This window comes from Devosia sp. (assembly GCF_030689745.1).
GTDB classification, from domain to species: Bacteria; Pseudomonadota; Alphaproteobacteria; order Rhizobiales; family Devosiaceae; genus Devosia; species Devosia alba.
On sequence record NZ_JAUYGL010000107.1, the window covers coordinates 1 to 12,055 of the forward strand.

Annotated in this window: 10 protein-coding genes and 1 pseudogene; 5 read left to right on the top strand and 6 right to left on the bottom strand. The window is 64.9% G+C overall.

What is annotated here, in order from left to right; all coding sequences use genetic code 11:
- The 3 genes and pseudogenes from Q8O80_RS08995 to Q8O80_RS09005 form a co-directional block, all read left to right on the top strand.
- The coding region (locus Q8O80_RS08995) for an ATP-dependent RecD-like DNA helicase (RefSeq protein ID WP_305579120.1) at positions 1 to 970 on the top strand (970 nt) is incomplete at its 5' end.
- Between the two features lie 98 nt (positions 971 to 1,068).
- Positions 1,069 to 2,901, top strand: a pseudogene (locus Q8O80_RS09000) (cation:proton antiporter); the annotation flags it as partial.
- A 562-nt stretch (positions 2,902 to 3,463) separates the two neighbouring features.
- A complete protein-coding gene (locus Q8O80_RS09005) occupies positions 3,464 to 3,892 on the top strand; it encodes an Rrf2 family transcriptional regulator (RefSeq protein WP_305579122.1) in 429 nt (142 codons plus the stop codon).
- On the opposite strand, the gene purU is transcribed toward Q8O80_RS09005, so the two are convergent.
- The 5 genes from purU to Q8O80_RS09030 all read right to left on the bottom strand — a co-directional run bounded on the left by purU (position 3,889) and on the right by Q8O80_RS09030 (position 9,103).
- Positions 3,889 to 4,743, bottom strand: a complete 855-nt coding sequence (gene purU, locus Q8O80_RS09010) for a formyltetrahydrofolate deformylase (RefSeq protein WP_305579124.1) — start codon at positions 4,741 to 4,743, stop codon at positions 3,889 to 3,891. The two genes, Q8O80_RS09005 and purU, sit on opposite strands and share 4 nt — an antisense overlap.
- A gap of 298 nt (positions 4,744 to 5,041) precedes the next feature.
- A complete protein-coding gene (locus tag Q8O80_RS09015; protein ID WP_305579126.1) occupies positions 5,042 to 5,851 on the bottom strand; it encodes an ABC transporter permease subunit in 810 nt (269 codons plus the stop codon).
- Complete coding sequence (locus Q8O80_RS09020; RefSeq protein ID WP_305579128.1) at positions 5,852 to 6,814, bottom strand: ABC transporter permease subunit; 963 nt, start codon at positions 6,812 to 6,814, stop codon at positions 5,852 to 5,854. It abuts the gene before it with no gap.
- On the bottom strand, positions 6,811 to 7,959 hold the full coding sequence (locus tag Q8O80_RS09025) for an ABC transporter ATP-binding protein (protein WP_305579130.1): 1,149 nt from the start codon (positions 7,957 to 7,959) through the stop codon (positions 6,811 to 6,813). Before Q8O80_RS09025 ends, Q8O80_RS09020 begins: the two co-directional genes overlap by 4 nt.
- A 52-nt stretch (positions 7,960 to 8,011) precedes the next feature.
- A complete protein-coding gene (locus Q8O80_RS09030) occupies positions 8,012 to 9,103 on the bottom strand; it encodes a polyamine ABC transporter substrate-binding protein (RefSeq protein ID WP_305579132.1) in 1,092 nt (363 codons plus the stop codon).
- Positions 9,104 to 9,532: 429 nt separating this feature from the next.
- Between Q8O80_RS09030 and Q8O80_RS09035 the strand changes: the two genes are divergently transcribed.
- Together Q8O80_RS09035 and Q8O80_RS09040 are read left to right on the top strand one after the other, a co-directional pair.
- Entirely contained in the window at positions 9,533 to 10,456 is a 924-nt protein-coding gene (locus tag Q8O80_RS09035; protein ID WP_305579134.1) for a pseudouridine-5'-phosphate glycosidase, read from the top strand.
- Positions 10,453 to 11,337 (top strand): carbohydrate kinase family protein, encoded by an 885-nt coding sequence (locus Q8O80_RS09040; protein WP_305579135.1) that lies wholly within the window; start codon positions 10,453 to 10,455, stop codon positions 11,335 to 11,337. Before Q8O80_RS09035 ends, Q8O80_RS09040 begins: the two co-directional genes overlap by 4 nt.
- A 191-nt stretch (positions 11,338 to 11,528) precedes the next feature.
- Here Q8O80_RS09040 and Q8O80_RS09045 read toward each other — a convergent pair whose 3' ends face one another.
- Positions 11,529 to 11,897 (bottom strand): hypothetical protein, encoded by a 369-nt coding sequence (locus Q8O80_RS09045; protein WP_305579136.1) that lies wholly within the window; start codon positions 11,895 to 11,897, stop codon positions 11,529 to 11,531.
- Positions 11,898 to 12,055 lie beyond the last annotated feature (158 nt).

Consider the following 12,055-nt stretch of genomic DNA (forward strand, 5'->3'; position numbering starts at 1 on the left):
GCTGGCGGTGCATCTGGCCCAGGATGTGCGCAAGGTCCGCTTTGCCGCCTTTACCGGCAAGGCGGCGCTGGTGATGCGCAAGCGGGGATGCAAGGGCGCCCAGACCATTCACAGCCTGATCTATACCCTGGTCAGCGAAAAAGAGGGCGAGCCGCGCTTCGTGCTCGATAGCGAAAGCCCGGCGGCCGATGCCGATCTGATCGTCATCGATGAAGTCTCGATGGTCGATGAGCAACTGGGCCGCGATCTGCTCAGCTTCGGAGTCAAGGTGCTGGTGCTGGGCGATCCGTTCCAGCTGCCACCGGTGCAGGGGGCGGGCTTTTTCATCGCTGACGAGCCCGACATCATGCTGACCGAAATCCATCGGCAGGCGGCGGACAACCCGATCATTCACCTGTCGATGCAGGTGCGCGAGGGCGGCTTTCTCGAGCGCGGCAGCTATGGCGAGTCCATTGTGGTGGGTCGCGAAAATGTCGATCGCAATGCCGTCATGGAGGCCGATCAGGTGCTGGTGGGCCGCAACAAGACGCGGCTGCAATATAATGACCGGCTGCGCGAGCTGAAGGGCCTGCCCTTCCATGAGCCGGTGCTGGGCGATCGCATGGTCTGCCTGCGCAACAATCCGCGCAAGAAACTGCTCAACGGGCAGATCTGGATCGTCACCGAGGCGACGCGGCGGACCAATGGCAAATGGAGCCTGCTGCTGGGCGCCGATGAAGGCAGGGGCGAAGCCAAGGTGCTGACGCACAAGGCGTTCTTTGCGGGCGAAGAGGATGCCATGAGCTGGCCCGAGCGGCGGCAGTTTGACGAGTTCACCTTTGGCTATTGCCTGACCGTGCACAAGGCGCAGGGCAGCCAGTGGGACAATGTCTATCTGTTCGATGAAAGCTTTGTGTTCCGCGAGGAGCGGGCGCGCTGGCTCTATACCGGGATTACCCGCGCCGCTGAGAAGATCACCGTGGTGTCGTGAGCGGCGCCCCGGCCCGGCGGTAACGCTTGCGCCGGGGGGGCGGATACTCCATTTTGGCACTAGAGAATTGGTCGTCCCCTACCCAGCCCGGAGCCAGCATGCCGCACGACACCCCCCTGATCACGATGATCGTTGCGGGTCTGGTGCTGGCCTATATCTTCGGCATGATCGCGCAGCGGCTGAGACTGCCGCCGCTGGTGGGCTATCTGTTCGCCGGCATTGCGGTCGGTCCCTATACGCCGGGCTTTGTCGCCGACCAGGCGCTGGGGGCCGAACTGGCCGAGCTGGGCGTCATCCTGCTGATGTTCGGGGTGGGGCTGCATTTCTCGCTCAAGGATCTGATGAGCGTGCGCGCCCTGGCGATCCCGGGGGCGCTGGTGCAGATCGGCTTTGCCACGCTGCTGGGCCTGGGGCTGGCGAGCCTGCTGGGCTGGGGGCTGGGCGCCGGCCTGCTGTTTGGTCTGGCGCTGTCGGTGGCCTCCACCGTGGTGCTGCTCAAGGCGCTGGAAGAGCGGCGGCTGGTCGACACCGAGCGTGGCCGGATCGCGGTGGGCTGGTTGATCGTGGAAGATCTGGCCATGGTGCTGGCGCTGGTGCTGGTGCCGGTCATTGCCGGTCTGGGCACTGGCGACACCGGGGTGCATGATCCGTTCCGCTCGTTTGTCGAGCGGCTGATCGGCAATGAGGTCGGGATCTGGGGCGTGCTGGGCCTGACCCTGATCAAGATTGCCGCCTTTATCGGCTTCATGCTGGTGGTCGGCCGGCGGATCATCCCCTGGATGCTGCATGGCACCGCCCATACCGGCAGCCGCGAACTGTTCCGGCTGGCGGTGCTGGCCATAGCGCTGGGCGTGGCGCTGGGCTCGGCCATGCTGTTTGGCGTGTCGCTGGCGCTGGGGGCGTTCTTTGCTGGCATGATCCTGTCGGAAAGCGAGCTGTCGCAGCGCGCGGCACAGGAAACCCTGCCACTGCGCGACGCCTTTGCGGTGCTGTTCTTTGTCTCGATCGGCATGCTGTTTGACCCGATGATCATCGTCACCAGTCCGCTGCCCGTGCTGGCGACGGTGGCGATCATCGTGTTGGGCAAGTCGGCGGCCTCGTTCTTGATCATCCTGCTGTTCCGGCGGCCGCTGGCCACGGCGCTGACAATTTCGGCGTCACTGGCGCAGATCGGGGAATTCTCGTTCATCGTCGCCAGCATGGGCGTGGCGCTGGCGATTCTGCCGCGGGAAGGCCAGGACCTGATCCTGGCGGGCGCGCTGATTTCCATCATGCTCAACCCGCTGGCGTTCTGGGTGGTGGATCGGATCAGGCCGCGGCTGGAAGCCAGATCGGCGGCGCGCAAGGCAGACCGGGGCGCCGGCGATGGCGAGCGGATCGAGCCCGCTTCCGGAGCGGCCGGTGTGCAGGCCACGGACCAGGCCACTGGCGACGCGCTCGAAGCGGACGGGGTCGCGCCGAGCCAGCAGACCGGCCACACCGTGCTGGTGGGCTTTGGCCGGGTCGGCAGGGTGGTGGGTGAAAGCCTGCACGCTGCCGGCGTGCCACTGGTGCTGATCGAGGACAATGAACACCATGTTGCCCTGGCGCGAGCGCTGGGCATCGAGACCGTGCTGGGCCATGCGGCCCGGTCGGAGGTGCTGGCCCTGGCCAATCTGGCGGCGGCGGACTGCCTGCTGATCGCCATTCCCGATGGCTTTGAGGCGGGCAGCGTGTGTGAAGAGGGGCGACGGTCCAATCCCGCCATCCGCATCATTGCGCGGGCGCATTCCGAAGCCGAAGAAGAGCATCTGCGCGGACTTGGCGCCGATGTGGTGATCAGCGGCGAGCATGAAATCGGCCTGGGCATGCTGGCCTGGCTGCGCGGCGAGCGTCAGGCCGAACCAGGCGGTGACGCCGTCGCCGTCGGGCCCAAACTCCCGCCGGTCGACAATCTGCTCGAACAGGTGGCCGCGCGCTCGGCCATGGCCGCAGCGGCAGCAACAGCAGCGGCCAGCACGGAAAGGCCGGACAGCCCGGTTGAGCCCGTGGCGCCAGCTGCAGAAGACGACAGCCCTGAGCCGGCAGAGATTGCGGTGGTCGAGGCCAAACCGGTGGCTGACGTCATCATCTTGCCACCGCCGACCACTGCGATTGAGGTGCCGCCCGCCACGCTGCAGCCGATCTTGCCGGCGCCGAGCGGGGATGACAGTCCGGGCGAGGACAGTGCTGCAGATGAACCGGCAGCCGAGGCTGTTCTAGCCGACGATGGTGCGACCGACGCTGCTGCGGCGGCGGAGATTGACGTTGCAGCCGAGGCTGAGCCCGCCCCGGCGACCACTGCTGACGCCGCGCCGGCCGAACCCGTAGCGGCTGTGGCCGACGCGGAACTGGCGCAACAAAAGGCCGATGAAGTCAGTGAAGGCGGACCGGCGCCGGCGCCGACTGACGAGGACAGGCCGGCTGAAAGCGTGGCGCCCGAAGTGCTCCCCGAGCCTAAGGGTTAGCGGTTCGATGATTTCGCAAAAGGCCAAGTATGCGTTGCGCGCGCTGGTGTCGCTGGCCCGGGTCGAGCCCGGCACCAGCGTGATGATCGGCGAGATTTCCCGGGCGCAGTCGATCCCCAAGAAATTCCTCGAACAGATCCTGCTTGAACTCAAGCGGGCCGGTTTTGTGGCCAGCCGGCGCGGTCGCTCGGGCGGTTATGTGCTGCTCAAGGCGCCTGAAGACATCATGTTCGGCGAGGTGCTGCGGTTGATCGACGGGCCGATCGCGCCGCTGCCCTGCCTGTCCAAGATCGCCTACAGGAAATGCGCCGACTGCCAGGACGAGGCGTCCTGCGAAATCCGCCACGTGTTCGAACGGGTCACGCTGGCGACCCGCGCCGTGCTCGACAGCACCACGCTGGCCGATTCACTGCGGCTGCAGGATCTGCCGGTCTAGCCGAACACCACGGTCTTCTTGCCATTCAGCATGACCCGGTTTTCCAGGTGCAGCTTGACGGCGCGGGCCAGGACGCGGCTTTCGATGTCGCGGCCGGCGGCCACCAGGTCCTCAGCGCTCATGGCGTGGGTGACGCGGGCGGTTTCCTGCTCGATGATCGGGCCTTCATCAAGGTCGGGCGTCACGTAATGGGCGGTGGCGCCGATGAGCTTGACGCCGCGCTCATGGGCCTGGTGATAGGGCTTGGCACCCTTGAAGCTGGGCAGGAAGGAGTGGTGGATATTGATCACCTGACCGAACAGGCGGGTCGACAGCGTGTCCGAGAGCACCTGCATATAGCGCGCCAGCACCACCAGATCGGCGCCGCTCTGGTGCACTATTTCCAGGATTCTGGCTTCCTGCGCGGGCTTGGTGTCTTTGGTCACCGGCAGCAGATGAAACGGGATGGCGGCGTCTTCGGCAATCTTGCGCACGTCGGGGTGGTTGGAAATGATGGCGGCGACATCGGCATCGAGCCAGCCAACGCGGATCTGGTAGAGCAGGTGCAGCAGGGTATGGTCGAATTTGGAGACCAGGATGACCATGCGCTTGCGCTGGCTGAGCTCCGTCAGGCTGGTCTGCATCGAGAAGCGTTCGATGGGTGACTTCAGCGCCCGATCCAGCGCCTCGCGGCCCACCGTGGCGGGCGCGGCGAAGGCCAGGCGCATGAAGAAGCGACCGGTTTCGCGGTCCCAGAACTGGTTGGATTCGGCAATATTGGCGCCCAGGGCGGCCAGTTCGGTGGTGACGGCGGCGACGATGCCGGGGCGATCGGCGCAGGACAGGGTCAGCACGAAATTGGCAGCGGACATGGCAGGGTCTCCAGTGATCTTGGCAGCGGTATCAATGGCTTGGGCGCGCGCGTCAAGGGTGGGGCGGCGCTGGCCAGCAGATCGTCAGGGCGCGTGAAAAAGGGCCGCCCTGACGGACGGCCCTTTCCGAGTCTATCGGCCTCGAGTGCCGTGGAGGTGGGTGCTTATGCGGGATCACTCCCAGTCATCACCGTAAATCCAAGACCTGCTTCGAGAACCAAAACCTCATAAACCACTGGATCACCTCCTTTACGTTGGTTGAACATAAGGGGAGCCTGCGCTGATTTGGCACGTCTGTCTAGGGCAACGGATGTTTCGGACGGGAGCGCCGTTGCAGCAGCGTGGCGGCGACCACCCCGAGGGTAACGAAGCCGATGATGATGGTGGCCAGCGCATTGACGTCAGGGGAAACGCCGAGCCGGACTTTGGAGAAGATCACCATGGGCAGGGTGGAGGAGCCAGGACCCGAGACGAAGCTGGCGATCACCAGATCGTCGAGCGAGAGGGTAAAGGCCAGCAGCCAGCCCGAAATCAGCGCCGGGGCGATGATGGGCAGGGTGATGTCGAAGAACACCCGTACCGGGGTGGCGCCCAGATCCATCGCCGCTTCTTCGAGGCTGAGATCAAGATCGGTCAGGCGCGACTGCACCACCACCACCACATAGGCCATGCAGAAGGTGGCGTGGGCAATGATGATGGTCATCAGGCCACGCCCTGCCGGCCAGCCAAAAATGCCTTCCATGGCGACAAACAGCAGCAGCAGCGACAGGCCGGTAATCACATCGGGCATGACCAGCGGCGCAGCAACGGTGGCCGCCAGCATGGTGCGGCCGCGGAAGCGGCGAAACCGCACCAGCGCCACCGCGCACAGCGTGCCCAGCACCACGGCGATGGTCGCGGCCACAAAGGCGACCTGCAGGCTCAGCCAGGCGGCGCCCAGGATCTGCGGATCGGCCAGCAGGGCGCCGTACCATTTGGTGGAAAAGCCCGACCACACCGTGACCAGGCTGCTTTCATTGAACGAGAACACCACCAGCGAAATGATGGGGGCGTACAGAAAGGCGAAGCCCAGCGTCGCCGCGATGGTGAGGAACCAGCTGCGCCGCATCTAACTGGCCTGCTCTTTATCGCGCATCGCATCCTGGGCGCGTTGCAGCAACATGACGGGTATGACGACCACCACCAGCATGGCGATGGCGACGGCGGCGGCGCGCGGCCAGTTGGTATTGGCAAAGAACTCGTCCCAGAGCACGCGGCCGATCATCAGCGTGCCCGGGCCGCCGAGCAGGGCGGGAATGACGAATTCGCCGATCGCCGGGATGAACACCAGCATGGAGCCGGCCAGAATGCCGGGCATGGACAGGGGCAGGGTGATGGACAGGAAAGTGCGGACCGGGCGGGCGCCCAGATCGGCCGAGGCCTCCAGCAGGGTGCCGTCGAGCTTCACCAGATTGGTGTAGAGCGGCAGGATCATGAAGGGCAGATAGGTATAGACAATGCCGACATAGACGGCGAAATCGGTTTGCATCATCACCAGCGGCTCGATGCCGAACAGGGCAAGGAACTGGTTGATGACGCCATTGCCGCGCATGAAGCCGCTCAGCGCATAGACGCGCAGCAGGAACGAGGTCCAGAACGGCAGGATGACCAGCATCAGCAGGATATTGCGCCACTGGTCGGGCGCCCGGCCGATCACATAGGCCATGGGGTAGCCGATGAGCAGGGTGATGACAGTTGAGATAAAGGCAATCTTGGCCGAGTTCAGATAGGCCGCGACATAGAGCTGGTCGGTGAACAGGCGCAGATAATTGTTGAGGTGCAGGGTGAGTTGCACCGTGCCCTCTTCATTGGTCAGCAGCGGCGTATAGGGCGGGCGGCCGAACTGCTTGATGGTCAGCGAAATCCCGAACACCACGGCCAGCGGCACGAGGAAAAACACCGTCAGCCAGATGGCCGGGGCGGCAATCACCAAAGCCTTGCCGGAAATGCCGACCGCGGCCAGCGCGCGCTCGACGCCGGACCAGACCCGGGGACGCGGCGGCGGGGCATGATGGGTGTCGTGGCTGCTCATACGGTCAGCACCGAGCCGGCGCTGTCGCCCCAGGTCAGATAGACCGCTTCATCCCAGGTGATGGCATCGGGATTGCCGCGCATGGTGTTGGTCTGGGTCACGCGCAGGCGTTTGCCGCTGGCCAGCAGCACCTGATAGACGCTGACATCGCCCAGATAGCTGATCTCCTCGACAGTGCCCTGGGTCACATTGGCGTCGAACCGGCCGGCTGGGCGCTCGCGGCTGAGCGCCAGCTTTTCCGGGCGGATTGCCCAGCTCAGGCGCTGATCGGGGGCGCAGTCGACGCCATGACCGACATAGATATCGCAGCCGAGCTCCTCGGAGCGGATGCGGACATGGCCCGGCTCATCCTCGGTGACCACGCCCTCGACCATATTGACCGAGCCGATGAAGCCGGCGACGAATTTGGAATTGGGGAATTCATAGATGTCGGTGGGCTCGCCGATCATGGCGATTTCGCCCTGATCCATCACCCCGATCCTGGTGGCCAGACTCATGGCCTCTTCCTGGTCATGGGTGACCACGATGAAGGTGACGCCCAGCGTCTCCTGGATCTTGACCAGTTCGAACTGGGTTTCCTCGCGCAGCTTCTTGTCGAGCGCGCCCAGCGGCTCGTCGAGCAGCAGCAGCTTGGGTCGCTTGGCCAGCGCCCGCGCCAGGGCGACGCGCTGGCGCTGCCCGCCCGAGAGCTGATGCGGCGTGCGCGCGCCATAGCCCTGCAGCTTGACCAGGGTCAGCAATTCGGCAACGCGCTCGGCAATCTCGGCGCGCGGCAGGCCGTCACGCTTGAGGCCATAGGCAATGTTCTGCTCGACATTCATATGCGGGAACAGCGCATAGGACTGGAACATCATGTTGACCGGCCGGTTATAGGGCGGGACATGGGTCATGTCCTGGCCATCGATCTCGATGGTGCCGGCCGTGGGCTGTTCAAAGCCGGCCAGCATGCGCAACAGCGTCGACTTGCCCGAGCCCGAGCCGCCCAGCAGGCAGAACAGCTCGGACTTGTAGATGTCGAGCGACACATCGGAGACGGCGAAGATATCGCCGAATTTCTTGGTGACGTTCCGGAGGCGCACAAACGGGGTTGCGGTCGGGTCGCGCCAGGGGCGCGTGTCGATGGCGAGCTGCGGATTTTTGACCATGTCGAACCCTGAGTGAGGCGGAGGGGGCGGCCTGGGCCGCCCCCGGATAAACCTAGTAGCCGGTCTTGATCCGGGTCCAGGTGCGGGTCAGCGTCTCTTCAAAGTCCGGGTTGTGGGCGCCCATGACGAAGGCCTTGGCGATGGTTTCGGCCGGCGGGTAGATGCCCGGATTGTTCTTGACCTCATCGGCCACAAACTCGGTCGCTGCCAGATTGGGGTTGGCGTAGAACACGTAATTGGTGATGTCGGCCACGACCTCGGGCTCAAGGATGTAGTTGATGAACTTGTGGGCGTTGTCCGGATGGGGCGCATCGGCGGGAATGGCCAGGAAGTCGAACAGCGTCGCGGCGCCTTCCTTGGGGATCACATACTGCACCTCGACGCCGGCATTGGCGGCGGCAGCAGCGTCAGCAGCGATGAAGATGTCGCCCGAATAGCCGAGCGCCACGCAGATCTCGCCATTGCCCAGATCATCAATGTACTGGCTGGAGTTGAAGTAGCGGATATGCGGCTTGATCGCGGTCAGCAGTTCCTCGGCCTTGGCCAGGTCGTCGGCGTTTTCCGAATTGGGGTCGAGCCCCAGATAGTGCAGCGCAATGCCGGTGACTTCGGAGGGACTGTCGAGCAGGCTGATGCCGCAGGCGGACAGCTTCTCGGCAAATTCGGGCTTGAAGATCAGGTCCCAGCTGTCGGTGGGGGCGCTGTCGCCGAGGATTTCGGCAACCTTGGCGACATTGTAGCCATAGCCGATGGTGTTGATCATATAGGGCACGGCATGGGCGTTGTCGGGGTCCTGACCGGTGGCAGTCGCCATCACGGCGGGGTCGAGATTGCCCAGATTGGTCAGCTTGGATTTGTCGAGCGGGGCGATCAGGCCGAACTTGATCTGGCGTTCGACGAAATTGCCCGACGGCACGACTATGTCATAGCCCGAATTGCCGGCCAGCAGCTTGGCGTCGACAATCTCATTGCTGTCATAGACGTCGTAATTGACCTTGATGCCGGTCTCTGCCTCGAAATTGGCAATGGTGTCCTCGGCAATATAGTCGGACCAGTTATAGACGTTGAGCACGGCTTCTTCCTGGGCCAGCGCGGGGCTGGCGATCAGCAGGGCGCCGAGGGCGAGTGCAAGCGGTTTGTTCATCGGGACGGAAGCTCCTGTTGGCATCGTTGGTATGTCTCTTTGGGCATATGGGCGCCGCAGCGCGCTTGAAAGATCCGGCCGCAGCTGCCGGATCGGGCAGGGCCGGCGGTTATCTTTCCACGTCCGGTTGATGCAGGGCCGGCCCCTGGCGCGGCGTGGCCACTGGGCGCGCAAAAGCGCCGGACAAGATGACTGAACGGGGCGCGCCAGGCGGCGCGTATCGATCGGCGGCGCGATCAATGCTGGTCTGGTTCAGTGCACTGCCCTTTCTGGCTGGGTGGAAGGGCAAAGGTAGAGCGAAACCGGGCGGTGGACAAGGTATTTGGAGGCGTGCTGTGGTAGGGGTTGACGGGTGACGACAACCGGGCGCAAGAGCCCCGCCGGCCGGGCCGTCCGCCCACGCCCGCGCTTTGCCCCAGAGGACCAGACATGACCGCCAGCTCCTATCTCCTCATCAGTGCCGAAGTGCAGCAGGCGCTCGATGCCGGCAAGCCGGTGGTGGCGCTGGAATCCACCATCATCACCCATGGCATGCCCTATCCGCAGAACCTGGAAATGGCGCAGAATGTCGAGGCGGTGATCCGCCAGCATGGCGCGGTGCCGGCCACCATTGCCATCATGGACTCCAGATTCTGCGTCGGCGTCTCGGGCGCCGATCTCGAACGGCTGGCGCTGGCCGGTGGCCGTGCCGCCAAGGCCAGCCGGCGCGATGTGAGCGCGCTGCTGGTCAAGGGCGAGATTGCCGGCACCACCGTGGCCACCACCATGCAGATCGCGGCGCTGGCCGGCATTGCCGTGTTCGCCACGGGCGGCATTGGCGGGGTGCATCGGGGGGCCGAGGAGACCTTTGATATTTCTGCTGACCTGCAGGAGCTCAGCCGTACCCCGGTGGCGGTGGTCTGCGCCGGGGCCAAATCGATCCTCGACATCGCCAAGACACTCGAGGTGCTCGAGAGCAATGGCGTGCCGGTGCTGGGCTATGGCACCGATGACTTCCCCGCCTTCTGGGCGCGCCAGAGCGGCTACTCGGTCGATCACCGCTTTGACGATGTCGCCGATATCGCCAGGGTCATCGCCCACCAGACGGCCCTGGGCATGGGCGGCGTGCTGATCGCCAATCCGATCCCGGCCGCCGATGCGCTGGAGCCGGCCGCCATCGAGGCGCGGATTGCCGAAGCGATTGCCGGGGCCGAGGCCGAAGGCGTGTCGCGCAAGGCACTGACGCCGTTTCTGCTCAAGCGGATCTTCGAGCTGACCGATGGCAAGTCGCTGGTCGCCAATATCGCGCTGGTGGAAAACAATGCCAAAGTCGCCGCGCGGATCGCCGTGGCGCTGGCGGCCCATGGGGCATGAGCGGCCGCATTCTGGTGGTGGGCGACGTGATGACCGATGTCATCGTGGTGCCCGAAGGGCCCATCGTCAAAGGCAGTGACCGCCGTGCCACCGTGCGCAGCCATCCCGGCGGTTCGGGCGCCAATCAGGCGGTGTGGCTGGGCGCCATGGCGGCCGATGTGGTGTTTGCCGCGCGGGTCGGGCAGGCGGACCTGGCAATGTATGCCGGCTATTTTCGCGGTCTGAACGTGGTGCCGGTGCTGGCTGGCGACGCCGAACTGCCCTCGGGCGTGCTGGTGACGATTGTCGATGGCGATGGCGAGCGCAGTTTCCTCACCGATCGCGGGGCCAATCTCAATCTCGGCGTCGCTGATCTGCCGGCCAGCCTGCTCGACGATGTCAGCATGGTGATGGTCTCGGGCTACAGCTTTTTCGCGCCGGGCCCGCGGGCGGCGGTGCGGGCGCTGCTTGCCCAGGCCCAGGCGCGCGGCATTGCCCTTGCCGTCGATCCCGCCTCGGTGGGCCTTCTGGCCGAAACCGGCGCCGCCGAATTTCTCGCCTGGACAGGGGGTGCCGACTGGCTGTTTGCCAATGCCGACGAGGCGGAACTGCTGACCGGGCTGACCGATTATCGCCAGCAGATCGTGGCGCTGGGCGCCCACTACCGCAATGTCGTGGTCAAGCGCGGCGGGCTTGGCGCGGCGCTGGGCGGGCAGGCTGGCGTGCGACATCAATTGCCGGCACCCGCCGTCACGGTGGTCGATTCCACCGGCGCAGGCGATGCTTTCGCCGCCGGATTCCTCGCGGCCCTGCTCGATGGCCAGGACGAGGCCGCCGCCATGGCCGCGGGCATTGCCGCCGGGGCAAGGGCGGTGCAGACCATTGGCGGCCAGCCGCGCTAGCGCGTCGTCGTCCAATTGCCGATCCCGAGATCGACGCCTTCACTACCAGTGAGACAAGCGGTGGCCGGTCGACCGTCTGGCGGCGCAGCTAGGCGGCGTGGGCGGCATTGTGCCGTCACACCCCAAACCGCGAGCGGGTGCGCTGGATTTGCGCGACACCCCGGCGCCCTGGATCAGGGCCGTCTCCGGCCTTAGCTGGGGGCGAAGGTGATGCCACAATTCTTGATGCGGTTGACCTGTTCGATCGCCACCATTTCACCCTTGAGGCGGCCAACTTCGGCGGCGGCCGCGCCGTCGCCCTTCATGAAAAAGGCGGCTGGCCAGAACAGCACCAGCGACACCGTGGTCATGGCTACGTCACTGCCGCGGTTCTTCTCCTGCAGCCCATTTGCTGCTGCTGCGCGGGCCGAAACGGCTTCGGCTTCGGCACGGAGTTGCTTGCAACTGAGGTTTTCGTAGAGGCCGGTCGACACATAGGTCGGCGCGATATCCTTTGGTGGTGTGGCGCAGCCAGCAAGCAAGACCGCGACGACCGTCGCGGCGACAATAGATTTTTTCAAAAACGTAATCCCCCAAAATATGGCAAAGACTAAGCAGGCCCAGACGCAGATGTCTACTCGCTTTGCTTTGTTCTCCCGGGGATCAGTTGTCGCTTGCCGGTTCCACAACGACCGGGAGGGGGCGCTCATAACCTGGTAGCGCTATCTTCACCTGCCAA